We start from the raw sequence: 24,651 nt of genomic DNA on the forward strand, positions 1-24,651 counted from the left end.
TTGGTAACCCGCCACGGTATCGGTAAGCTTACGCCTACGACATTATCAAGGAGTAGGGATCGTGTCATCTATTGATACTATTAACCGAATTGCAATCATCACAAGCGGTGGTGACGCGCCCGGCATGAACGCTGCCGTTCGGGCGGTCGTGTTAACGGCAGAACATTATGGCATTGAGGTGGTTGGTTTTCGCCACGGTTATGAGGGCGTTTTAACCAATGACTATGTTAAACTGGCACGTGAGCAGGTAGAGCATATTGTTCAGTGTTCCGGCACCATTATAAAAAGTGCCCGTAGTGAGCAATTCAAATCCGATGAAGGTGGCCGCGAAGCGGCAGAAAACCTGGACGCGCACCAAATCGACGGGTTTATCGTTATTGGTGGTGATGGCTCTTTCCGCGGAGCTGACCATCTTGCTAAGTTCTGGCAGGGACCGATCATTGGAATTCCGGGCACCATAGATAACGATCTTTATGGCACCGACTTCACTATTGGCTACGACACTGCAGTAGAAACGGCTATGGATGCCCTGGATAAAATTCGTGACACCGCAGAGGCGATGGACCGCGTATTTATTGTTGAAGTTATGGGCCGCAATGCCGGATATATTGGCATCAGCAGTGCGATGGCCTGCGGTTCTGAGCGAATGATCCTGCCGGAGCTGCAAAAAAATAAACCATTGACCGTGGAAGCTTTGGTTAAACATATTGAAGCAGTACACCGCATCCGCGGCGATTCAAGTTACGTCATGGTGCTGTGCGAAAACCAATGGCCGGGCGGCGCCGTCCGCCTATCGGAGCAGCTCGAAGACCGGCTTAATTTTCCTTGCCGGCCCTGTTTGCTGGGGCATGTGCAGCGAGGAGGCCGACCCACAGCCACCGACCGCATTCTCGCCACTCGTTTGGGTGTTCATGCAGTCGAGCTGATCCGTAAAGGCGAAACAGGTGTAATGTCGGGTGTCGAGCGCGATCAGCTGGTAGCTACACCTCTGCAGGAAACCTGGATGCAACGTAAACAGTTAAGTCAGGAACTGATTGATATTCAGACAAAAATATTTAATCCCGTTAAGAAAGAACGCCAGAAGGCAACACAAAAGTAGGTCAAAGTAACAGTGAGAGATTCTATGTCCCCAATTTCATTACCGGTTGCAACGAACGATCCGAGTCGCCCTTTTTTCGGCGCCGAGCGGGCGTTTGAAGTTCACCCGGGCCACCTTCACCTTATCGGCTTTGGCTTTGACGGGACTGCGTGTTTCCGTAAAGGAACTAAAGAAGGACCTGACGGGCTACGCAGTGTATCGGAGGATATCGAGTCCTATTCACCCTATCTGGATGCTGATTTAGACGACCAGCCGTTTTTTGATTTGGGTAACCTGCGCCTTGGCTTTGACGAGGACGTTGAACAGCAGTGGCACCATGCGGTTAATGACTTTAATGCCATATTCGAACCATTGGACTTAAGCGCAACGAAAACTAAGCTGCTGACCTTTGGCGGCGAACACTCTATTTCTTATGCGCCTATTGTTAAACACTTGAAACAATACCCAGATTTAGTCTTGCTGCACCTTGATGCACATGCCGATCTTCGCGATGGATTTTTAGGCTACCATTATTCCCATGCCTCTATTATTCGCCGTGTTTACGATCATTTTGGTGCCGGTAATGAGTTAATTCAATACGGCATCCGGTCAGGTACCCGCGATGAATATCGATGGATGAAAGAGCAAGGTACCGTGCGCCAGTCGCGACAGGAATTTCTGAACAGTGTTGAGGCCATTGCTGCTGAACGACCTGTCTATCTGACCCTGGATCTCGATTATTTTGATCCCGCCTTTATGCCGGGGACCGGAACGCCTGAGCCTGGCGGCGAAGATTTCCATTCTTTCGTCAGTTTAATGAAAATCCTGGCCCAAAAAAACTTCGTCGGTGCCGATGTGGTTGAACTTTCACCGCAAATTGACCCTACCGGCAATTCAGATGTGTTCGCCGCGAAAATCGTGCGTGAAATAATTCTTACTTTGCAGCAGTCAGGAGCTAAAGCTTAATGGCAGACTGGAACATTGATCAAGCCGAAGAACTCTATGGTGTAAAGCGCTGGGGTGCCGGTTATTTCTCAATCGGCGGTAACGGTAATATTAAAATAGCGCCTAATCATCGCTTTCCTGATATCACTATAGACATGCAGGACGTGGTCAAAGAAATTAAAGCTGAAGGCATTAAGTTTCCTGCCGTAATCCGTTTTCACGATATTCTGCGCTCCCAAGTTGAAATTATTAATGAAACCTTTGCCCAGGCTATCGTAGATGCCGACTATGGTGGTAAATACAGTGGTGTTTTCCCGATAAAGGTTAACCAGATGCGGGAAGTTGTCGAAGAAATTCTCGACGCCGGTGAACCCTATAATTACGGTCTGGAAGCCGGCTCTAAGCCTGAGTTGATGGCGGTTCTCGCTTATAACGACAACCCCGAAGCATTGACTATTTTAAATGGCTATAAAGATAAAGATTATCTGACCCTGGCTCTGCTCGGCCGCCAGTTGCGCCGCAAGATGATTATTGTTATCGAGAAGTATTCAGAGCTGGAAATGCTGATCCCACTGGCTAAAAAACTCGGTGTCGAACCGATGATCGGCCTGCGCTCTAAAATGATGGTGCGCAGCTCAGGTAAATGGGCCGGCTCCAGCGGTGATCATGCCAAATTCGGCTTGAGCATCGCTGAAATCCTTAACGTGATTGAGCGTTTGCGGCAGGAGGATATGCTGCATTGCGCCAAACTATTACATTTTCATATTGGCAGTCAGCTATCCGACATCCGAAAAATTAAAGAGGCCGTAACCGAAGGCGCCAGGCTCTATGCCAAGCTGGTTCAGGAAGGCGTTCCGTTAGAATACCTGGATATTGGCGGCGGACTGGGTATTGATTACGACGGAACCAGTTCCACTACTGACTCATCACGTAATTACTCAACTGAAGAGTACGTTGCTGACGTTGTCTGGGGCATTAAACAAGTCTGTGATCTGGAACAAGTAGCCCACCCCAATATCGTCAGCGAAAGCGGTCGAGCGATGACCGCACACCATAGCTGTGTGGTCACTAATATTGTCGGTGAGATAAAATCTGCCGGCACTGAATTTGATTTGTCCCCGGTTGAGGATGAACACATACTCGTTAAAAACATGCGGGAACTTTATCTTTCCGGCGATAAATATCATCCCCAGGAGCGTTATAACGATGCTGCAGGCTATAAGCAAAACGCTTACGAAGCCTTTAAGCTGGGGATTCTGTCCTTACCGGAAATGGCCAGACTCGATACCATGTACTGGCAGATATTAAGTCAGATTCACCAGTCCCTGGATAAAGAAAACCAGTTTATCCAGGAACTCGATGAGCTGGAAGATCGCCTGGCCAGCCAGTACCTTTGTAACTTCTCTATATTCCAGTCAGCAGCCGATACCTGGGCTATTGGGCAGGTACTGCCGATAGTTCCGGTAGCCCGTTTAAACGAAAAACCAGAAGTGCGCTGTTCAATTGTCGACATTACCTGCGATAGTGATGGCAAGCTGACGAAATATATTGAAGGTACTGAAATCAGCGACAACATACCCATGCACAGTTTAAGAAAAAATGAAGACTACCACGTAGGTATGTTTTTAACCGGTGCCTACCAGGATGTCATGGGTGACATGCACAATTTATTTGGTCGCTTAACCGAAGTTCACGTTTATTGCCATGACGATGAACCCGGTGACTTTTACATTGAAGAAATCGTTCCCGGCACTTCTGCCGAAAAGGTCTTGCAGACAATGCAATATAATACGGAGTCGATGGCTAAAACAGTTAAAAAACAAGTTGATCAGCAAGTTCGAAAAGGCGCTCTTGCTCCCCGCGAAGGAGTGCGCTGGACTAACTTTTACGAAAAATGTTTAGCCGCCAGCACCTATTTGAGTGTTGATTAAACGGAAAGTGTCGATTTACTGAGCAAACAGTAAAAAACCTTAGAAAAGCGGTTGACTCGGAACTTAAAAAAACGTTTAATACGCCTCGTCGCCCGGATAGCTCAGTTGGTAGAGCAGAGGATTGAAAATCCTCGTGTCGGTGGTTCGATTCCGCCTCCGGGCACCACCATCCCTTCCAATGCCGTCCATACTTGTACTTTAAGCCTTTATTAATCAAGTACTTGGACGGGGTTGGAGTCTTTTTTAGTCTTTTCTGGTTCAGTAACATCCACACTTTTTAGTACACTGTTTAGTAACACAGAACAAAATGTACTAAAGGCGTGTTACTAAAATGCCCCGTATCACTAAACCATTGAGCGCTCGAGAAGTTAGCGAGGCTAAACCCAAAGACAAAGAATACAACCTTTCTGATGGTCAAGGACTGCACCTAAGAGTCAAACCATCGGGCAAGAAGGTTTGGATCTTCAATTATTTCGAGCCCTTCACCAAACGCCGCAGAAATTTAACCCTTGGCACCTTCCCTGATTTGTCTTTAGCACTAGCACGTGAAAAGCGCCAGCAAAATCGGGAGCTACTCGCCCAAGATATTGATCCCATATCTCATCGTGACGAGCAATTCGAGGCAAAGCGGGCTGCCGCTGGCAATACATTCAAAGCAGTAGCTGAGCGTTGGTTCGAGATACACCGCAAGGACTTAAAGCCTGGCACAGCTCAGAAGCTCTGGCGCTCACTAGAAAATGACGTGTTCCCACGAATCGGATCAATTCCCATCAAGCAGTTAACGGCACCGAAAGCGATAGAAGCCATTGAGGCCCTTACCAAACGAAATAGCTTTGAAATGGCACGTAAGGTCGCTCGCCGAATAAATAATGTGATGTCGTTCGCTCTTAACGTCGGTTACATTAAGCAAAACTCTCTGACAGATATAAAAGATTTTATTCCATCATCAGATGTTAAGAACATGCCAGCACTGGCTCCTGATGAGTTACCGGAGCTCATGCGGGCTCTGAATTTTGCCAACATCAAATACGTGACTCGCTGCTTGATTGAATGGCAACTGCACACAATGGTTCGCCCAGGTGAAGCCGTGCAGGCCCGTTGGCAAGAGATCGACTTTGACAAAGCAATATGGGCAATCCCTTCAGAGAGAATGAAAATGGCGCGCCCTCACGAAGTACCATTAACTAAGCAGTCACTAGCATTGCTGGAGTTCATGCAGCCATTGAGTGGCCATAGAGAGTTTATATTCCCTTCCGATAGGGCTCCCCTAAGGCATGCTAATAAAGAAACCGCTAACAGGGCACTCAAGCGCATGGGTTTCGAGGGACGCTTGGTTGCTCACGGACTCAGAGCACTAGCAAGCACCACTCTCAACGAACAGGGCTTTGACAGAGACGTGATTGAAGTTGCGCTAGCGCACAAGGACAAAGACAAAATTCGAGCGGCATATAACCGCTCTACTTATCTGAAGCAGCGCAGGGAAATGATGGAATGGTGGTCTGAGCATATTGAGGAGGCATGTCGTGGGGCTATGGCACTGGCGGTATCAAAAACAGATTAATCTCTGCAGCAATATCACCTATTTTTCTTCGCTTCCTCCGATGTGAAAAAATCAGCATTCCTTATGCAGTAGTCAGTAAGGAAATAATCATTACGCATTTCCTTGTTTACTGTTTGGTGCACGCTAGCACTATCACCAAGCTCCGGAAAAGCAGAGTGTCCAACCTCAACCGCTTGCCGCTTATAATTCGTTCGATAATAATTTAAAGATCTGATATTAACAGCTCTGAGGTCTTCAATAGTTTCATCGGCAAATCGACTTTTCCCCCCAAGTTCCTTGCCTGTAGAGCTCATGCAATCCCAATGGTAAAGGCCCACCGCCCTTCTAAGATTGCTTTGCTCAACACTCCACCTAGTTTTCTTTAGTCCCTCACTGCTCTCAATCGCGCGAATCATTTTTCTTTTACGGCGTTCGGCGCGTTTCCTTTCTTCTTCTGAGCTTTTTTGAGAATCATCATTCAGAAATACTATCCGTCCCGATTCAAATTCAGTGCACCACTCTATTAATTCCTCCAACTTTCTCTTGGCCATGTGATGTGAACAAACAGAACGATCAACATAAAGCTTGATATAAGCGCCCGTTTCTTCACCAACAACCGTCAATCCAGGGTCATTCCAATATTTTTTTACTTGGCTCGACAGCTTCGAAAGTACATCACCTTTATGATAAAAAATTGCTAAATCCCACCCTCCCGACACATCAAACTCATCAAATATTGTCGAAACCTTTAACCCTTGTGGCCAGTCATCTTTCTTTGGATACTCATACAGCTCAACTGACCTGTTGTTGAAGAATATATCAGGATTCTCTTCCACAAAAACTTCCCACAAGAACAGCGGTTCAGGCTCTGCTAATAACAAAGGAGACAGAAAACCTAATCGATACGTCCATTCATGCAAAATTTTAACGGATGTAATTTCACTCGACTCTAGTTTCCTGAGTGGAAAGTCAAACATAAGCAAGTCAAGGTGGTACAGCACATCCAGAAAACCGTCTGGCTGAGTTGATATGTGGTATTCATAGACTAAGCAATTTGCGAACTTGTAGAAATATGACTGGAAATCATTCACGTGAGCCAACTCTGGATGGAGTTTTATAAAAACTTGCTCAAGCTCCGCCTCTGCATGACCAACTTGGTCTTCCAACGCTCTATCGTCACTAAGTTTCATTAAAAAATAACGGTTAGCATACTGAAACTGCCACCAATTACGATAAAACCTGGCTCGAAAAATTTCAGCTAATTCACTGTCCGTGCTGCTGTTATCAGTTGACTCCACTACTGGCACCCTTTTTCGAAATTACTCCCCACCGTAAATCCTGTATCAGGCTCTTTTTTTCCGCTGTAATTGTCGATGTGTTCCGCAGCCAATTAATAAGGAGTCCAGATGGAAGAACACAAACATCCACAATTACCAGGCAAGGTTCTACGACTACAGGAGGTTCTTAATTTATTGTCAATTTCAAAATCGTACCACTTTGCGAAGTTGGATAAAAACTCAAAACAGTACGATCCCACTTACCCAAAGCCGATCAGCCTAGGAGAGCGGTCGGTTCGTTACATTGAGCAAGAAGTTATTGACTGGATTAATGCGCGTAAGGAGGAGCGGAATGCATTGTAATCCCCCCAGAAAATCGGAGCAGTTATTAGTAGAAAATTCCGCTAAACTAAAGCAAAGGAGTTTTCTATGCGCAAATCACGATACACAGACAGTCAGATACTGGCGATATTGAAGCAGAACGAGAAGGGTGTGCCCGTTCCAGAGCTTTGCCGTGAGCACGGCATGAGCTCTGCTCAGTTTTATAAATGGCGCGCCAAGTTTGGCGGCATGGACGCATCCATGATGAAGCGTCTCAAAGAGCTTGAGGATGAAAACAAACGCCTCAAGAAAATGTATGCCGAAGAGCGCATTAAAGCAGAGATCCGTAAGGAAGCTCTTGAGGGAAAGCTGTAAAGCCATCTCAACGCAAAGAGATGGCGCGTGCCGCCATTGAGCGCCATGGTATCAGTATTCGCTTAGCCTGCATTTGCCTGGGAATTAGCGAAAGCTGTTATCATTATCAGTGCAAATTCAGCGATGAGAACGCTGTTATCGCTGACTGGCTGTTGCGCCTGACAGAGGCTCAGAAGCGCTGGGGATTTGGCTTATGCTTTCATCACCTGCGCAACGTGAAGCGTTTTCCGTGGAATCATAAGCGGGTATACCGCATTTATCGGGAGCTTGAGCTTAACTTACGGATAAAACCGAAACGACGCATTAAACGGGATAAACCAGACGCATTGAGCGTACCAACGGCCAAAAATCAGGTCTGGTCGATGGATTTTATGTCAGACAGCTTAGCTGATGGTCGTTCGTTACGAACATTTAATGTGATCGACGATTACAATCGCGAAGGCTTAACCATTGAAGCGGATTTATCATTGCCTAGTGCACGTGTCATTCGAGCGTTAGAGCAGGTCATCGAATGGCGCGGCAAACCCGCAGCACTTCGGTGTGACAATGGGCCAGAGTATATCTCGGCCGAGTTAACAAGTTGGGCAGAGAAGCAAAAAATAACGCTGCTTTATATCCAGCCCGGCAAGCCAACTCAGAATGCTTACATCGAACGTTTTAACCGAACAGTTCGTCATGAATGGCTGGATTTACACATGTTCGAGAGCGTTGAGCAGGCACAAAAACTTGCTACTGAGTGGCTTTGGATTTATAACAACGAAAGGCCGAATACGGCCATTGGCGGCATCCCGCCCAAATATTTAACGCAAGCGGTTCACTAATTCTACGAATAACTGCTGCTTAAAATGGGGGGATTACAATTGGTTTCGATAGGATTGAAATAGGTAAATATGGTCTGGATGCTCATCCTTTATTCGAGCAATAATCGACCGTGCTTTGTCGTTCAATTTAATGGTTGCTTGTTTCGACGTCTTCCCTTCAACCAGAGTCAGACGCTCATCGTGTATGTTTTCAAACTTTATGGATAGTAAATCTGAGATCCGTAATGCCAGGTTCAAGCCCACATCCCAAACATCAGCAATCTGCTGACCATAAGTTCGTTTGAGAAGGTAGCTAACCAGCTTTACGGTATCCAGATCTTTAACCGCTTGTACTTCGGCCATGATCGAGTTCCTTTTTTGCTGTAAAACGTGATTTTGAGTACTTAAGAGGGTATAAAGGGGGAAATAGCCCGTTTTTAGTGGGTTTGCTTGTTCCCAATTCCTTAATTTGGGAACACCAGCAAGAAAGCACTTACAATACTCTCTTGCTTTTCCATAATGTATATCTGAAAGATTAACGAGTATTTTTTTGAGCTTTAAAATTATAAAGACTACAGCTTCTAGAGTGACTATTGAGGTTATCCTTTTTCGGGCAGCCGCTACTCTTGTTATTTCGAAGGTCTTGTACACAGATTTTTTCATTTGGTGAGCTATGGCGAGGCGGAGATACAATAGAAAGCACAGAGCAAAGCCTCGAAAGTATGAAACTCAAGCAGTCAAACAAGAAACGAAAGTTTCTGAACACTTTGAGCGATATATACAAAAATCTATTTCGACATTAAAGAAGCAAAAGTTACGAGACGAATCTCTTGAAAAAGAACTATCAAAGGAAATTAAATTATTAGAATCAGCCCAGCAGAAGATTAACTCCATAAAGTATCGACGCCAAAAAGTGGAGAGTGAGCTGCTTCGAACTAAATATCTCCGAGAATCAGTAACTAAAGATTTGCGACAGATCGTAGACTACGAAAAACAATCTGCGTTAACAAAGTTTTTTAAAAGGAAACCTATCGGTTCTAAATCCTGGTTCAGTAAAGAGATTACAACTCTCATTCAAAAAGAGTGTGAACTCAGGAAAACTCTAGAAAGCCTTATGGAGGATATTGGCTCGCTGGAGCACTCAGTAACAGATGGCCGGCACTCAGTGAGTGAAATGAACAAATTAGTTAGCTCAAAAGTTACTAAAGTTAACAATGCTAAAGTTAGGCTCATAGCACTTGAAAAAGCAATACATTTTCTCCGCGAACAAGAGTCAACTGTTGAAGCAATAAAGAAGAGCTCTGAAAGTAAAGAAGCCACATATAAAGCTTATAAGGCCGCCTACTTTGCTAAAAGTAGGACGTTAGCAAAGGAAGTAAAGGGGGTGCTTGAAGAACAGCTATCTACTCTTGAAAACTGTCCCTATTGCGGAGAGGATATTGGGGTAGAACCTCACGCGGACCATATATACCCAATTTCAAAAGGCGGATTGTCTACAGAGAGTAATATGGTTTTAGTATGCAAGGACTGTAACCTTGCCAAAAGTAATTACACACTGAGAGAGTTCATCGAGCGTCAACGTTTAAATAGACAATTAGTTGAAAATAATTTGCGTTTATTACGAAAAGACTTTTAACTGACTCACAGTTTTTGTATACAAGAACTACTTTGGAGCGCTAGCAATTCAGCTCTTGAGTCAAGATAACGAAGAAAAGGAACTTCTATGCCCATTACATTAGATGAAACCCTTGTCATTGGAATTTCGGCAACAGCTCTCTTCGACTTATCTGAAGCAGATAAGGTTTTCAGACAAAAATATGAATCAGATCCTGATACGGCGATTGATGAGTACAGAAGCTACATGCTAGAAAAAGAAAATGATGAACTGGCTGATGGCACAGGAATGTCGCTAATAAGGGCGTTACTGAACTTGAACAAACATCAGACAGACAAAGCAGCCCCTCCAATCGTCGAAGTAGTAGTAATATCCCGGAATAGCCCAGAAACGGGCTTTCGAGTATTAAATGAGATCAGGCGACGTGAACTTCCAATTACAAGGTCAGCATTTACAGCTGGCGAAAAGAGCTCTAATTATTTGGATGCCTTTTATGTTGATCTTTTTTTAACCACTAACGAGGATGATGCTCAGGAAGTTATTGACAGCAAAGTATGTGCAGCGGCACTAGTAAAAGAGCCACCAAAATCCGCTGAGCAGTTGGATGAGACTCAAGTAAGATTTGCCTTTGATGCTGACGCAGTAATTTTTAGCGAAGATAGTGAACTTGTAAATCAGACGGAGGGGCTTGAGACATTTTGGCAAGCCGAAGATGAAGCTCAAGATATTCCTCTTCAAGAAGGGCCTTATGCAAACCTACTAAAAAAACTATCGAAAGTTCAAGAACGTCTGCCGGGGAGAATTGAGTACTCTCCAGTCAAGTTAGCGATAATGACAGCCCGTAATAGCCCCGCTGAAATGCGAGTAATTAAAACTCTGCGTGCCTGGGATGTCTATATAGATCAAGCATTCTTTTTGGGGGGCCTCCAGAAAAGTAGATTTTTGAAGGCATTCAAACCCCATATCTTTTTCGATGATCAAGACTCTCACTTAGATCCAGCTTCAGGTGACGTTCCGAGTGCTAAAGTGCTTTACCCTTCGCATTCAGAATTAAAAAAGATCATTAGTAATAAAGTAGCTCAAAAAAATAAATCATAAGGAAGCGATATGCGGGAGCTCATCGTCGATGTTGCCAATTCCTGGCACAACTATTACAAGTTGAAGCATATTAGTAAGGAACACCCAACAGACAGATTAATTAACACGAAGCTAGTGAGTGCATTAGTCAACGTAAACAAACTCCATGGCTTCTCTGAAATGCATGTCGACTCATCCTCCGGCGAAGGAAATATCACACTAGCTCCATGGCTCGCGAGCTTTGATACTAAAATAACTAGATCTGCGACTAAGGGCTTTTACGTTGTTTTTTTATTCTCAACAGACATGAAAAGGCTAGTACTAGAATTAGGACTAGGAGCCACGCAATTTACTAAGTTTTACGGCCAAAATAATACCGCTCTTTCGAAGATTAGTGACGCGGCAAAACTCATGCACTCATATTGCGAGAACTTACTCCACGATAATTTTCCAAATGACTTTTCAAATAAGCTATCAAGCAGCGCTCCCAAAATCACAGACAAAAAAGGCTACAGCCTTCAACGAGGGTACGAAGAGGGCTCTATTGTTACCGGCAGTGTAAAAATGCCCCCCTAACGGCAATTGAAAGTTGACCCCCTGAAGTAAACTAGCGGTTTTGCTCAAGAGGCCGCTTTCGATGTTAACTCAGGAGATGGTTGTGACCATTAAAGTACTCAAACACCAAGGTAAGTCGATTAAAGGGATAGCGCGCGAAACCGGCCTGGCCCGAAACACCGTTAAAAAGTATCTGCAGCAAACTGTGAGTGCGCCGGTGTACCAACGTAGTGTTGTGCGGCCGAGCAAGCTTGACCCATTCAAAGACTATATTCAGTCGCGAATCAAAGCTGCTCATCCAGATTGGATACCAGCAGCCGTGCTCTACGAAGAGATACTGCCCCGGGGATACCAAGGAAAAATCAGGATACTCAGTGAGTATGTCGCCACGTTTAAACCAAAGCAGGCTGCCGATCCGCTAGTACGTTTTGAAACCGAGCCAGGTAAGCAGCTACAGGTCGATTTCACCATTATTCGCCGTGGAGCCCACGCACTAAAAGCTTTCGTAGCGACGCTGGGTTATTCACGTGCAAGTTATGTCAGGTTTTATGATAACGAGCGCACAGAAGCCTGGATTGACGGCCTTGAGCATAGTTTCGACTTCTTCGGTGGTGTGCCACACGAAGTGCTGTTCGATAACGCCAAAACCATTATGATTGAGCGCGATGCGTATGCCGATGGTGAGCATCGCTGGAACCCTAAGCTTTTATCAACTGCGCAGGACTTTGGCTTTAATCCGCGCGTTTGTCGGCCTTACCGAGCTAAAACTAAGGGCAAGGTTGAACGCTTTAACCGTTACCTTAAATCTAGCTTCGTTGTGCCGCTGCAGGCAACTTTAAGAACCTCAGGCCTGCGCTTGGATGTTCAAACCGCGAACGGCTATGTCGGGCGCTGGCTAACGCAGGTGGCGAATGCACGAGTTCATGGTACGACAGCAGAGGTGCCAAACCAGCGTTTAATAACAGAGCAAGAGGCGTTATTGCCGTTGCCGATGAAGATCGGCAGTGTGTACCAGCCGCAAGCATCGCATCACGTGCCAACCCCTTACGAGAGCCTGCAGCATCCGCTCAGTGTCTATGACCAGATGTTGCGAGGTGGCCATGAACTTACAGTCTGAGCGCATTGCCGATGCTTGCCGGCAACTTGGTTTATACGCCTTGCCCGAAGCTTGGCCATCGATAGCTGAGCATCACATCGCCCAAGAGGGCTCGTATGCGGACTTCATCGAGAAGCTCTTGGCTGAAGAGCTTAAAGCCAAAACACAACGCACCAAGGCGACCCTGCTCAAGTTCGCTGGCTTACCAAACATAAAAACGCTTGAGGAGTATGATTTTAACTTCGCCAGCGGCGTACCCAAAGCACAGCTGACAGAGCTGTCTGGCCTGAGCTTTATCGAACGGCATGAGAACGTAGTAATGCTCGGACCAAGTGGCGTGGGTAAAACGCACCTGGCCATTGCGCTTGGGTACAAGGCTATCATGGCCAGCACGAAAGTGCGCTTTATAACCGCGGCCGATCTGATGCTACAACTGGCGACAGCGCATAATCAAGGCAAGCTAAAAACATACCTACAGCGCGTTGTAATGAGTCCAAAATTGCTCATCATCGATGAGATCGGCTACCTACCGTTCGGCCGCGAGGAAGCCAATCTGTTCTTTAACGTGGTCGCAAAACGCTATGAGCGTGGCAGCACATTACTAACCAGCAACTTACCGTTTAGCCAGTGGGCAGGTGCATTCGCGAACGACACAACATTAACAGCCGCGATGCTAGACCGCCTTTTGCACCATTGCCATGTGATTCAAATTAGTGGTGAGAGCTATCGGTTGAAGGACAAAAAGAAGATAGGTATTGCACCGATACTCGGTGAAATTTAACCCCAAGGGGGTCAAAATTAGATTGCCGAATTAACCCCAAAGGGGGTCAAATTTAAACTGCCGTTGACACTATACTCAATATTGAATACGAAATTGCTAACCTTCCTGATGATAAAGTTTTGGTCAACGATTACATCCAATTTCTTAGTCTGTATAAGTTGCTTGTCAATAGTGGTCAAACTCCCTCAGATATTGAGCTTCTATCATTTTCTTTGCCCGAAGAGACACCTTCAGAGAGGCCTGCTATAGGAGAAGTGGTAGACTTCCAACCAAGAAAACCTAGAAAACCTATACCCGGAAAGGCCTCTACTAATCAAGGAAAACAAAGAAGTAACCGAACTAAAGCGATTGGTGACTGGGGTGAAAAACTTGTCCTCAATCATGAAATTTACTTTTTAAATAGCAATGGACGTTCAGATTTGGCTGCAAAAGTTGTCCACGAAGAAGCTGAAAATAATAGGCCAGGATGGGACATCTCGTCATTTGATTTGCGGGGTAATCAGCGAAAAATTGAAGTTAAATCGTCAATTTCCAACGATATGAATGGTCTAAACCTGACAGCAAATGAGTTATCTGCAGCCGAAAAACATGGCGACTCCTACTTTTTATATCTAGTGACCGGAGTTAAGAAAAACGGTGCAAAAAGAATAGAAGTGCTAAAAAACCCTTTTGAACTTATGAAAAACAACATAATTCAGCACAGGCCGATTCTCTTTGAGTTAAAATTATCATCAACTGATTACTGAACGTTATTGGGTGGATGCTCTTCCTAAGTAATCCCCCTAACACTCCATCTTCTCAACAAACTCTTCCCAAGATTTACCATGCTCAATGCGTGCACCACGCCGCTGGTTCTAATAATGGGCGCCTGTCAACGACAGCTGCTTTTCAGCAGCTGTCATGATCCTATTCTTGGGGAAAGGTTAAGGTCAAAGTTCTGCTTATTTGTTAAACAAAATAAAATAGTGGTATGATTCAGATGTTTTATTTATGTTGAATTCAAGGCGGACTACCTATGGCCAAGAGCCGAAGCTTCTCAATTTATCTTCTTAAGCAGGGTTTCGATAAAACGAATGCAATGTGTGCTGGACACGGTTTGGTTGACAAAACTGGGCATGCAAAAAAGTTGCCACTGGGTACATTTTTATTTATTGCTGATAATCAGCCCAAAGAGCCATGGTGGAAGTCATATTGGGGAATAACTGATAACTTAGAGCAGGTATTAAAATCGGCAATACTTTTTATCCAAGTAAACAACCGATGGTTGGCACTCACCTTCGGGCACGCATATCACAACCTGAAAAATGAATCATATGAATATGACTTCGGTTTAAGAACCACATTAAACGCAATCGATCCAGATAAGATCAGAGCAACGGATATACTTCAGCCAGAAGATGCAAAAAGAGAGAGAATTCAAAGTCCAATAGCATCAGATTTAACATTCTTCGACATTGATAGTGATGAATCTATTTTAAGACGTTTAACAGGATCTGTTCGTAGTGATTTGCAACCCTATTTCAGTAACGCTACAGGTGCTAACAATGTTAGAGTTACGTCCAACGTAGATGCTGGGAAGATCGTTAAGTTATGTGAAAGGCTTCTCGGCTTATACAAAAAAGATGATTTTAAAAAAGACTTTCCAGAGTTACAAAATATTGTTCCCGTAAAAGACCCGTCGTTACTAAGCCGTCTTGACACTGCGTTGACCACTGCCTTGAAGAACAAAAAGAAGGAACTAGTACTCTCCGTACCTGACTTATTAGAGCACGATAAAGAAGTTAAGTTTGCATATTCTGGTGCACACGGGCCCCGAACCACCTACGATAATGTAAAAATTGATGACTATCGAAACTTCCTAAAGTCGCGAAAAATTGAATCTCCTTCAATACAGCAACTCAAGCACCATAAGCTCAATGTAAAGGATGAAAACGATCAAACTGTAAAGAGTTACTCTATATACCAAAGCCTATTATTCGAGTGTGAACTAAAAGGTGTGTGTTATCATTTATGTGAAGGCAATTGGTTCAAGATAGAGAAGGACTTCGTTAATAAGGTCAAAAAAGAGATAGATCCATTTTTCACTAAAAATTCAATTTTGACTGAGTGCAACGACAGGCTAGAAGCCGACTACAATAATAACCTGGCCAAAAATAATGGTGCTCTGATATGCCTAGACACGAAAAACATTTCTCCTCCAAAACAAAAGCAAGTTGAGCCTTGTGATATTTTTACGATCTCAAATAACACAGTAAATCTGATACACATAAAAATTTCCACGAGATCTAGCTCGTTAAGCCACCTTTTTAATCAAGGCGTAAACTCGGTTGAACTATTACGTTTAGAAGAAGAGTCAAGAAAGAAACTCATCAAACTGGTCGGCGAAAAATTCGAGAATAATATCAAAAACGGTCCATATATCGTGACATTTGGCATCATCACCCATAAGCCTGAAAGTAATAAGTCAAATGCGCTACCTATCTTCTCCAGAATCAGTCTTAGAAGAGCGATTAGATCTCTAAAGTTAATGGGGATTGATTGTGAAGTTGTTCTGATTGCCGACAAAGTAACAAGGTGATTTAGGCTATAAAAGTAGAGAGTGATCATTGAAATATTGAGCGACAATTACGGTGGCCGGTCTAGCGGCAATTATCTTGGCCGGTTGATCTGATAAGGTTCGGCACAGCAGAACGGAGGGAGTTCACTGTGCCGGAAACACGAATCACGGATCAACAGGTCATGATCTATATGAGTCATAGAAAACGAAATAGCCAAGTTGTCGCTGCTGCTAAAGCAGGCATTTCAGAGCGATCAGCCCGGCGCCTTGATAAAGCCAATCAACAAACGAACGACGGTAAGCGCCAGTGGCGCACACGCAAAGATCCGCTTGAAGCGATATGGGAAAGCGTTGTCGTTCCCATACTCGAACAGGATAAGGACATCACGCCTGTCGGTGTTTTTGATCACCTTTGCGAATATCACACCGATAAATTCAGTCCCGGATCGCGCCGAACACTTGAGCGGCGAATTCGGAAATGGCGCTCTTTACACGGGCCTGCTAAAGACGTTGTGTTTATGCAAACGCATGAATACGGTGCGCTTGGCATTACCGATTTTACTCATGTGAAGTCGCCGGTCACTATTGCCGGTGAGCCATTAAAGCACATGCTGTTTCATTACCGGATGCCGGCCAGCGGCTGGGCCTTCATCCAGGTTATCTATGGTGGTGAAAGCTTTGCGGCCTTCTCTGACGGATTACAAAATGCGCTACATGCCGCCGGCGGTGTGCCCAAAGAAATCCGTACCGACAGCTTGAGTGCGGCTTATAAGAATCACTCATCGGCTGATGATTTAACGGAGCGCTTCAACGACCTTGTTAAGCACTATGGTTTTAGAGCAACCCGCAACAATCCGGGGGTTGCTCATGAGAACGGGGCTATCGAAAGTCCGCACGGGCACACCAAGTCCCAAGTCGAGCAAGCACTAAAAATCCGCGGTAGTTACGACTTCGACAGCCGTGATGCGTATGAAGCCTTTGTCGCCAGTGTGGTAGCACGGCGTAATCGTCGCGTCAGCGACAAATACCAACTCGAGCAGCGACAATTACAGGTACTGCCCCGGGCAATGAGCGTCAATTACACCGAGCATTATGTCACGGTGTCGCGGACAAGCACTATCGGCCTGAAGCGCGTAACCTACACCGTGCCATCACGGCTTATTGACAGTCGACTGCTGGTACGCCTTTATGATGACCGGTTAGTTCTATTTTACGGCACCGACTTCGTTATGGAGCTTGAGCGTGTCTATGCCGACAAAGGTGGTCGCGCCCGCAGCGTCAATTACCGGCATGTTATTGATGCACTGGTTAAGAAACCGCGTGCGTTCCGGCACTCACAGTTGCGCGATGATCTATTACCGGACGACAATTACAAAACCATCTGGGAGTATGTCGACGACACGCTAACGGCCGATAAAGCCAGCTATTACATGGTAAAACTGCTTCATTTAGCCAAGCAAAGCGGTTGTGAGCGTCAATTAGGACGATTTATTGCTGCGTCAATTACCCAGCGACAATTACCGGCCATCCGGGAATGCGAAGAGCGCTTTTTAGTTATCGAGCCGAAAGCACCATCACTTACCATCAAGCAACACAGCCTAAGCTCGTATACCAGTATGATACCGGGAGGCCTGCATGGATAACACAACGGCCTCATTATCACTCATGCTCAAACAGCTTAAGCTCGCCACCATGGTTAAAGAGTGGGATACGCTGGGCAATAAAGCCGTCAAAGAGCAATGGAGCCCCCAACAGTACTTATCGGAGCTGTGCCATATCGAGCTGGCAAACCGCGAAGATAAACGCTTACAGCGGTTGCTGAAAGACGCGAAGTTACCGGCTGGAAAAAACCTTGGCAACTTCGACTTTAATCTGGTCGACGGTATCTCAAAACACCAAATCATCGATCTGGTTAACCAACCCGGGTGGCTGAAACTCGGCTCTAACGTCTTACTGTTCGGAGCCAGCGGACTGGGTAAAACCCATATCGCCAGTGGCATCGGTTACGGTCTTATCGAGCAGGGCTATAAAGTTAAGTTCATCGCGGCGTCAGCCATCGTGCAACAGCTACAGCAGGCGAAACAGCATCTTCGATTGCAGGATGAGCTGCTAAAGCTGGATAAATACAATCTGCTTATCGTGGACGACGTAGGCTACGTTCGCAAAACCGAGCAGGAAACTAGTGTGCTGTTCGAGCTAATCGCACATCGATACGAAAGACACAGCATGATCATCACATCAAATAAGTCGTTCGAGCAATGGGATGAACTGTTCGACGACTCAACGATGACCATCGCCGCCATCGATCGGCTGGTGCATCATGCGACAATCCTTCATTGTGAAGGTGAAAGTTACCGGCGCAAAATGGCGATGAGCAACGGTAGTTAAAAATCGGCATCAACCGGCCAGGATAATTGCCGGAAAACCGGCCAAGGTAATTGACGCTACATACATTGAAAAATTCATTTGCAAACGACATAACGGCTTCCTTATCGAACACATTCGGTTTTTGTCCTAAAAATGGAGCACCATCAATACAGGTAGGCGATTTTATGGAGGGTGATGTCATCTTCTGGCTTAAATACAGCGATAAGGAGATGAACAAGTGTGCAAGTCTTTTATTACAAGAGTCTGGACGTGATTTAGGCATCACCAATATCAAAAATGCAAAGGAGCTACTTCTAAACTTCTGCTCGTATGCTTTCAATGTTATTGATGCTGATTTTCTATCACTAAATGAGTCTAACCCATATTTAAGTCAATTGTTGTCACAACACCATCGTACCATCTTGAGCAGCCTCTTTGTGGACTACATAGACTCGAAAAAAGTTTTAAAGCCATATATTTACACTCTCAAACATGCTCATACAAATGAAGTGCACAATTTTACTGACAATTTGTCTATCTATGGGTCTGGACAAATTGAAAGACTACTTATCGATATAAAAAATCGAACGGGGATCGACCTTCCCTCTAAAGCAGTCGAGAATGAGTTAAATAAAGAGCCAATAGGCCAGTATAAACAGTTATTAAATAGCTCAGCTATTTTGGTATATGCACGCTCAGTAAGTGAGGCCACAGAAACCTTTGATAGGTTATTTGGAGCATTGTGCATAACAATCGATAAACCTTTTATAATCAACCAAGTCACTGTTGACAATAGAATAAATTTTCTTGAGTCTAACGGGATTACTACATGCCAAATAAGGTGTAATCTGCCTTCTGTCTACGAGATCAACATAACTCCTGAAGTCATTTCTGATCTAAAAAAGATTTTGAAGTCGGATACAAAGAGAATGACTTCCGCGCTATCTTTTATAGCCCATGGATGGACTCACGACAAGCGTGAAAGGTTCTTAAACCATTTCATTGCACTAGATGCGTTGTATGGGACAGAACGAAGTAACAAAACCGCTATTGTCGGAGGGGTGAGTAGAGACGCTAGTAATATTGAGGACATTGAGTCAAAAATCAAAGCTATTTACAGCTTGAGAAGTAAGTTCATCCATGGAGAAATATCTATATTCTCAGATCATGGTAAGTACCCTAAGTTCATACATGAGCACGGTATAGAGCCGGTTGAGTCGCTTTTCAGTGTGTTAAAGACATGTATTTTTAACTATCAAGGACCATACAAAGTACCGCAACTTGAAGGGGTTAATCTTCGAGTACCTAAAGAGTTAGAGACTGAGTTTAAAATGAGAATTGCGGAATATAACAAAAAATGAATGTTGGTAAGCCCTGATATTTTCAGAAAGTGCTGCTTTAGTAACACGGGAAGTTACATAGCTATAAAAACAAATAATTAATCAGTTCAAAAACAAAAAGATAGAACACCAAGACGATTCCGCCTCCGGCACCACTATTTAGAAAAAGCCCTGCTAGCAATAGCGGGGCTTTTTTATATGCCCGACACGAGTGCCGGTGCTGTTGCACGATGCGTTCTATTCCGCCTCCGCAATTAAGACGCCAATGTGATTCTCGGTATTTATTTTACCTTCCTAACATCTCCACCCCAGGTGTAATAGAAACCTTTACGCCAATACTCCGACAGCAGAAAGCACCGACAAAGACCAAAACAAAAAAATCTGGAAACTAGTGAAATTAACAAATTAATAACACGTTATTTTGATGCAAATCAATTAACCTTGCTTTTATCGTGGTTATTATATCATTTACCGCAAAACCCGTTTATTTTTTAAACGAAAATGTTATTCCATCCGATACATAAATTATAATAAGCCAAATAAGCCGGAGCGATGCATTAAAACAGCATTGACTCTGAATTGGATTAAAGATGAAAAAAAATCTCCCCATAACAAACGTCGAAAAAAGCTTTTCAACACGGGCGAATATTCTTTCAACAACGAATTTAAAAGGCCAAATAACCTATATTAATCAGGATTTTATCGACATTAGCGGTTTTACTAAGTCGGAACTTATCGGTAAAAATCATCATATTGTCCGGCACCCCGACATGCCTCCACCCGTGTTTAAGATGTTCTGGGATGATTTAAAAGCTGATAAGTCCTGGATGGGAATCGTCAAAAACCGCTGTAAAAATGGTGACCACTACTGGGTTGATGCTTACGCAACACCTATCAAGAAGGATGGGAAAACAGAAGAATATCAGTCAGTCCGGCGTAAAGCGAAACCCGAATACATCGAGCGCGCAAAGAATGTTTATTCTGCGATAAACAATGGAAAAACTCCGTCGGGTATCAAGTCATCTGTGCCCCTGAAAAGAAAGCTAATGTATGCTTGTCTGGCTGCGCTACTAATTCCTATAGTCAGTTTTCTTATGTCTAATGATGCTGTCATCACTTTGTCCGCTGCGCTTCTTGCAATTGCTGTAGCCGGGTCTTATGTGGTTTTAGCTTTGAGTCCCATCTTGTCCGCGGTCGATAGCCTCAAAACTATTGCATCAGATAAGGTTGCCCGCTTTGTGTACACCGGCCGCTCAGATGAGGCCGGCACAATCCTGCTTGCTATGAAGGCTCTGCAGTCCGAGAACGCGGCGCTTATCGGACGGATCAATGATATGGCGGATACACTTAATAGTAATACCACAAACTTAAGTAGTGCTGTTTCGCAATCTGAAACCGGGACGATGCGTCAGTTTGAGCAAACCGAGCAGGTGGCTACTGCCGTCGACCAGATGTCAGTGAGTATTTCAACGGTTGCTGACAGCGCCAAAGAAACTTCTTCCGCATCAACCGATGGCTTAGAAAAAGCACAAAATGGTAAAGCAATCGTCGACGGTAATGTCGCTGCTATCAGTCAACTCAAAGAGCAGATAAACCATGCCAGCGTGGTAATTAATGATGTTGCTAAGAGCAGCAGTGATATTGAGAAGATTCTGGATGTAATTTTAAGTATTGCGGACCAAACCAACTTATTGGCTTTAAACGCCGCTATAGAGGCGGCCCGGGCGGGAGAGTCGGGGCGCGGATTTGCTGTGGTGGCGGATGAGGTACGCTCACTTGCCAACCGTACACAGGATTCGACTATTGAAATCAGAGGAGTTATTGAAACTCTCCAAAAAGGCGTTAACGAATCGGTTGACGTCATGGGCAGAGGGGCGCAAATGGCGCAAACCGGCGTTGAAAAAAGTCAGCAAACAGCTGATTGCCTAGAAGAGATTGTTCAATCTATCAATAGAATTTCACGGATGAGCGATCAAATTGCCGAAGCAGTCTCGGAGCAAAGCCAAGTTGCCCAGAGCATTGGTGAGAGTGTCGCCACTATTAAGACAAGCTCAGAGGAAAATCTCGAGGCAGTCAAGCTCAGCAGCCAAGTTACCGACAGCACGGTGGGTATTACACGCAGGCTTGATCAGTTAACTTCTCAGTTCTGGGATTCTCAACAGGGTACCTAGAACACCATGCTGCAACTATCGCACGCGTACCAAGATGAAGCTAACCTTAAGGCTTTCATCGATAAGCATGAACTTCACAGTAAAACAGGGTTGATACAGGTTTACTCTGGCTGTCCGCAAAAATCGACTGAACCGATGATAAAGTTGCTTGAGCAAGAGCTCGCGAACTTTAAAATTATTGGTGTTTCAACCTCTGGCGAGATTTTTGATGGTCAGGCACAAGAAGAGACAATAGTAATCGATTTCCTTGTTACCGAACATAACACTCAAATTCATACCATTTACCTTAATGAGCACACTGAGCCCGCTTCGCTTGTTTTAAAAAGCCTTTTAGCTCATCGCAAGCCGGTTTTGGCTATTGTATTTTCTAATGCGCTTCATTCGAGTCCTGAGCCGTTCCTGAAAGCACTTAATTCTTGCTTTCCTAATATGGTGATTACCGGCGGAAATGCCGGAGACAATGAGCAATTTACGCGTACTTATGTTTCCTCAGGCTCACAATTTTACGATACAGGATCGGTCTGCGCTTTCCTTTCCGGCGACACTCTGTCCGTTAAGCAACAAGTCTTACTTGGTTGGGATGCCATCGGACCAACTTTTAAAGTAACGAAAGCAAACGGCAACCACTTGTATTCTCTTGATGAGCTACCAGTAATGGAAGTGTATAAAAAGTATATCGGCCCTAATGTCGATATAAACTTCCCTAACAGCGCCATGGAGTTCCCGTTACTTGTAAAGCGTGGTGTTGAGCGCTTACTTCGGGCTCCTGTCGGGCTGACTGATGATGGCGACATTATCTTTGCCGGCGATTTGCAGGAAGGTGACTTGGTTTCCTTTTCATTTGCTGATCCCGAACAGCTAATCGAAAACTCGCCAACGCTGGATAACACTGTGGCGCAAGCTATGCTGATGTTTGGGTGTGCGGCAAGAAAATCTTACCTTGGCCCGCTTAATCCGCACGAAGTTAAGCGTATAGCCGGACGATCAAAAGGTGCTGGGGCTTTCTTATATGGTGAGTTTTCATCGTCTGGCGCTAATATCCAACTGCATAACCTCAGTCAGACTATTACTTTCCTGTCTGAGTCCTCGGACGTTTGTATAAAGGCTGTCACATCGCAAGAGAGAAAGGCAGCTAATTCGTTGATGAATCTGGCTCATCTTGCAAGAACTACAGGTAATGAACTAAACGAGTCGCTCAACTTCTTAAAACAACATCACTTTGCTTTAGATTACAGCGCTATTGTTTCTATGACTAACCCCGAAGGGATAATTACCTATGTGAATCGAAAATTTGAGGAGATCAGTGGCTATAGCCGGGATGAGTTACTCGGGCAGACTCACCAAATCATCCGGCATCCAAAAATGCCAGAAAGTTTATTTAAGAATCTCTGGGAAACCATTACTAATAAAAAACCTTGGCAAGGGGTGATTAGAAATAGGAGAAAAGACGGCAGTTCATACTTCGTCAAAACTGTTATCGTGCCGATACTGGACGATAATGGCAAGATTGAAAAATTTTTAAGTATCCGAACTGACATTACTGACGTGGTTAATGCAAAAGAAACTATTCAGCAACAACAATGCCACCCCCTTACGCACTGCCCCAATCGAATTCGGTTGCTAGATGACCTGAATAGGTCAAAAATCGACTGTGTAGCACTTTATGACGTAAAAAAATTTAAAGTGCTCAATGACCACTGGGGATTTAAATACGGAGACACTTTAATAAAGGCAATTGTTGCCGGACTTGGTGCAGTAGCAGCACAAAACAACTGTCGCCTTTATCATATTAACGGAGCTCTTTTTGCTGTAACGCCCCGACAACCTGAATGTTTAGCTGACTTCGAACATAGGGTTATGGAAATTAAATATTTGGCCGAAGAAAATGATGTCTTGATTGATGACCATCACCATGAAATTAACTTTTCCGTCGGCACCGGGTATTCGTCTAGCCGGCCAGTAGCTTATGCAGAAAGCGCGCTACTCGAGGCGAAAGACGATTGTTTAGCGCACTCTGTCGTGACACGAAAAGACAGCGAAACCAAATACGACTTTTATTTTTGGCTAAAAGAAACAAAGCTTGCGCTGGAAGAAGGACGCATCATTGCGGTTTTTCAGGAAATTCGCGCACTAAAACAACAAACCTCAGGCAAAAAAAAGTATGAAGCCCTTGCTCGGCTTCAAACAAAAGATGGAAACTTGATTTCGCCGGCACACTTTTTGACTCCGTTGAAAAGTACCCGCTATTATCGCCTGTTCACACGCGTAATTATTGATACTGCAATCGAACAGTCGATTGATGCGGCTGCTGATATCTGCGTTAACGTCTCGGCGCAGGATCTTTATGACAACGACACAGTAGAATACATCCAGGCTTCACTATCGCGTAATCGCTCAGCGAGCATTATATTTGAAATTACCGAGTCAGAAGCAATCAAAGACTTTGTTACCGTTGATTCCTTTATTCGGAAAATGAGGGCATTAGGTGCGCAAATCGCAATAGATGACTTTGGTAGTGGCTACTCTAATTTTGCCTATTTAATTGAGATTAAACCCGACTTCTTGAAAATTGACGGAAGTATTATCAGCAGGATTACAGAAAACGACAATAGTAGGCATGTAACACGGGGGATTGTTGAAATGGCCAAATCCATGGGTATCGCCACGGTGGCGGAATTCGTCAGCAGTGAACCAATACTAACAGCTGTTCAACAGTGCGGGGTTAACTTCGTCCAGGGATACTATATCGGCAAGCCATCTCCGTTCTTGGATTATTAGATAGACAGGTACTAAGCTTAAAAGACTAAATTGGTGCAATCGCAGTT

The 24,651-nt window shown here is 44.6% G+C and carries 19 protein-coding genes, 1 tRNA gene and 1 pseudogene; 19 read left to right on the forward strand and 2 right to left on the reverse strand.

What is annotated here, in order from left to right; all coding sequences use genetic code 11:
• Positions 1-61 precede the first annotated feature (61 nt).
• The 5 genes from LG288_RS09240 to LG288_RS09260 all read left to right on the forward strand — a co-directional run bounded on the left by LG288_RS09240 (position 62) and on the right by LG288_RS09260 (position 5,515).
• Entirely contained in the window at positions 62-1,099 is a 1,038-nt protein-coding gene (locus tag LG288_RS09240) for a 6-phosphofructokinase (protein WP_404399905.1), read from the forward strand.
• A 24-nt stretch (positions 1,100-1,123) separates the two neighbouring features.
• Positions 1,124-2,044 carry an agmatinase gene (speB, locus tag LG288_RS09245; protein WP_404399906.1) on the forward strand — a complete coding sequence of 307 codons (921 nt, stop codon included), beginning with the start codon at positions 1,124-1,126 and terminating at the stop codon, positions 2,042-2,044.
• Positions 2,044-3,954, forward strand: coding sequence for a biosynthetic arginine decarboxylase (gene speA / locus LG288_RS09250; RefSeq protein WP_404399907.1), 1,911 nt, complete (start codon positions 2,044-2,046; stop codon positions 3,952-3,954). The genes speB and speA overlap by 1 nt, the downstream gene beginning before the upstream one ends.
• Before the next feature lie 90 nt (positions 3,955-4,044).
• Positions 4,045-4,120, forward strand: a tRNA-Phe gene (locus LG288_RS09255).
• Between the two features lie 165 nt (positions 4,121-4,285).
• Positions 4,286-5,515 carry an integrase domain-containing protein gene (locus LG288_RS09260; protein ID WP_404399908.1) on the forward strand — a complete coding sequence of 410 codons (1,230 nt, stop codon included), beginning with the start codon at positions 4,286-4,288 and terminating at the stop codon, positions 5,513-5,515.
• 14 nt (positions 5,516-5,529) lie between these two features.
• Here the strand turns inward: LG288_RS09260 and LG288_RS09265 are convergent, their stop codons facing one another.
• The gene (locus LG288_RS09265) at positions 5,530-6,792 is read right to left on the reverse strand and encodes a hypothetical protein (RefSeq protein WP_404399909.1); all 1,263 of its coding nucleotides are present in this window, start codon (positions 6,790-6,792) and stop codon (positions 5,530-5,532) included.
• 108 nt (positions 6,793-6,900) lie between these two features.
• Between LG288_RS09265 and LG288_RS09270 the strand changes: the two genes are divergently transcribed.
• Both LG288_RS09270 and LG288_RS09275 read left to right on the forward strand, forming a co-directional pair.
• Positions 6,901-7,134, forward strand: coding sequence for a helix-turn-helix transcriptional regulator (locus LG288_RS09270; protein WP_404399910.1), 234 nt, complete (start codon positions 6,901-6,903; stop codon positions 7,132-7,134).
• 66 nt (positions 7,135-7,200) lie between these two features.
• Positions 7,201-8,288 (forward strand): IS3 family transposase gene (locus LG288_RS09275; RefSeq protein ID WP_404399911.1). Its coding sequence is split into 2 segments (ribosomal slippage): positions 7,201-7,462 and positions 7,462-8,288, totalling 1,089 coding nucleotides; the frame shifts between segments, so codons are not numbered across the junction.
• 39 nt (positions 8,289-8,327) lie between these two features.
• Here LG288_RS09275 and LG288_RS09280 read toward each other — a convergent pair.
• A pseudogene (locus LG288_RS09280) lies at positions 8,328-8,630 on the reverse strand (tyrosine-type recombinase/integrase); the annotation flags it as partial.
• A 310-nt stretch (positions 8,631-8,940) separates the two neighbouring features.
• Here LG288_RS09280 and LG288_RS09285 point away from each other — a divergent pair.
• From LG288_RS09285 to LG288_RS09340, 12 genes are all read left to right on the forward strand, one after another.
• A complete protein-coding gene (locus LG288_RS09285) occupies positions 8,941-9,903 on the forward strand; it encodes an HNH endonuclease (protein ID WP_404399912.1) in 963 nt (320 codons plus the stop codon).
• Positions 9,904-9,990: 87 nt separating this feature from the next.
• Positions 9,991-10,980 carry a 5'-nucleotidase gene (locus LG288_RS09290; protein ID WP_404399913.1) on the forward strand — a complete coding sequence of 330 codons (990 nt, stop codon included), beginning with the start codon at positions 9,991-9,993 and terminating at the stop codon, positions 10,978-10,980.
• Positions 10,981-10,989: 9 nt separating this feature from the next.
• On the forward strand, positions 10,990-11,535 hold the full coding sequence (locus LG288_RS09295; protein ID WP_404399914.1) for an MrcB family domain-containing protein: 546 nt from the start codon (positions 10,990-10,992) through the stop codon (positions 11,533-11,535).
• Positions 11,536-11,596: 61 nt separating this feature from the next.
• A complete protein-coding gene (istA, locus tag LG288_RS09300; protein WP_404399915.1) occupies positions 11,597-12,631 on the forward strand; it encodes an IS21 family transposase in 1,035 nt (344 codons plus the stop codon).
• Complete coding sequence (gene istB / locus LG288_RS09305; protein WP_296052982.1) at positions 12,615-13,391, forward strand: IS21-like element helper ATPase IstB; 777 nt, start codon at positions 12,615-12,617, stop codon at positions 13,389-13,391. Before istA (LG288_RS09300) ends, istB (LG288_RS09305) begins: the two co-directional genes overlap by 17 nt.
• Positions 13,392-13,510: 119 nt before the next feature.
• The gene (locus LG288_RS09310; protein WP_404399916.1) at positions 13,511-14,137 is read left to right on the forward strand and encodes a DUF3883 domain-containing protein; all 627 of its coding nucleotides are present in this window, start codon (positions 13,511-13,513) and stop codon (positions 14,135-14,137) included.
• A 269-nt stretch (positions 14,138-14,406) separates the two neighbouring features.
• Positions 14,407-15,969: a DUF6119 family protein gene (locus tag LG288_RS09315; RefSeq protein WP_404399917.1), complete on the forward strand. Its 1,563-nt coding sequence runs from the start codon at positions 14,407-14,409 to the stop codon at positions 15,967-15,969.
• A gap of 128 nt (positions 15,970-16,097) precedes the next feature.
• Positions 16,098-17,591 (forward strand): IS21 family transposase, encoded by a 1,494-nt coding sequence (istA, locus tag LG288_RS09320; protein ID WP_404399918.1) that lies wholly within the window; start codon positions 16,098-16,100, stop codon positions 17,589-17,591.
• Positions 17,584-18,336, forward strand: coding sequence for an IS21-like element helper ATPase IstB (gene istB / locus LG288_RS09325; RefSeq protein ID WP_404399919.1), 753 nt, complete (start codon positions 17,584-17,586; stop codon positions 18,334-18,336). Before istA (LG288_RS09320) ends, istB (LG288_RS09325) begins: the two co-directional genes overlap by 8 nt.
• Positions 18,337-18,500: 164 nt before the next feature.
• On the forward strand, positions 18,501-19,676 hold the full coding sequence (locus LG288_RS09330; RefSeq protein ID WP_404399920.1) for a hypothetical protein: 1,176 nt from the start codon (positions 18,501-18,503) through the stop codon (positions 19,674-19,676).
• Between the two features lie 569 nt (positions 19,677-20,245).
• On the forward strand, positions 20,246-21,826 hold the full coding sequence (locus tag LG288_RS09335) for a PAS domain-containing methyl-accepting chemotaxis protein (protein WP_404399921.1): 1,581 nt from the start codon (positions 20,246-20,248) through the stop codon (positions 21,824-21,826).
• Between the two features lie 6 nt (positions 21,827-21,832).
• Positions 21,833-24,604, forward strand: a complete 2,772-nt coding sequence (locus tag LG288_RS09340) for an EAL domain-containing protein (RefSeq protein WP_404399922.1) — start codon at positions 21,833-21,835, stop codon at positions 24,602-24,604.
• Positions 24,605-24,651 lie beyond the last annotated feature (47 nt).

Source organism: Idiomarina seosinensis, assembly GCF_044797955.1.
Classification (GTDB): domain Bacteria; phylum Pseudomonadota; class Gammaproteobacteria; order Enterobacterales; family Alteromonadaceae; genus Idiomarina; species Idiomarina seosinensis_A.

Excerpts from the sequence above, each read along its gene's own strand:
- LG288_RS09330 (WP_404399920.1), top strand. The coding sequence starts at position 18,501 with ATGGAGGGTGATGTCATCTTCTGGCTTAAATACAGCGATAAGGAGATG.
- LG288_RS09290 (WP_404399913.1), top strand. The coding sequence starts at position 9,991 with ATGCCCATTACATTAGATGAAACCCTTGTCATTGGAATTTCGGCAACA.
- speB (WP_404399906.1), top strand. The coding sequence starts at position 1,124 with ATGTCCCCAATTTCATTACCGGTTGCAACGAACGATCCGAGTCGCCCT.
- LG288_RS09285 (WP_404399912.1), top strand. The coding sequence starts at position 8,941 with ATGGCGAGGCGGAGATACAATAGAAAGCACAGAGCAAAGCCTCGAAAG.
- LG288_RS09295 (WP_404399914.1), top strand. The coding sequence starts at position 10,990 with ATGCGGGAGCTCATCGTCGATGTTGCCAATTCCTGGCACAACTATTAC.
- LG288_RS09335 (WP_404399921.1), top strand. The coding sequence starts at position 20,246 with ATGAAAAAAAATCTCCCCATAACAAACGTCGAAAAAAGCTTTTCAACA.
- speA (WP_404399907.1), top strand. The coding sequence starts at position 2,044 with ATGGCAGACTGGAACATTGATCAAGCCGAAGAACTCTATGGTGTAAAG.
- LG288_RS09260 (WP_404399908.1), top strand. The coding sequence starts at position 4,286 with ATGCCCCGTATCACTAAACCATTGAGCGCTCGAGAAGTTAGCGAGGCT.
- LG288_RS09270 (WP_404399910.1), top strand. The coding sequence starts at position 6,901 with ATGGAAGAACACAAACATCCACAATTACCAGGCAAGGTTCTACGACTA.
- istA (WP_404399915.1), top strand. The coding sequence starts at position 11,597 with ATGTTAACTCAGGAGATGGTTGTGACCATTAAAGTACTCAAACACCAA.
- istB (WP_404399919.1), top strand. The coding sequence starts at position 17,584 with ATGGATAACACAACGGCCTCATTATCACTCATGCTCAAACAGCTTAAG.
- LG288_RS09315 (WP_404399917.1), top strand. The coding sequence starts at position 14,407 with ATGGCCAAGAGCCGAAGCTTCTCAATTTATCTTCTTAAGCAGGGTTTC.
- LG288_RS09340 (WP_404399922.1), top strand. The coding sequence starts at position 21,833 with ATGCTGCAACTATCGCACGCGTACCAAGATGAAGCTAACCTTAAGGCT.
- istB (WP_296052982.1), top strand. The coding sequence starts at position 12,615 with ATGAACTTACAGTCTGAGCGCATTGCCGATGCTTGCCGGCAACTTGGT.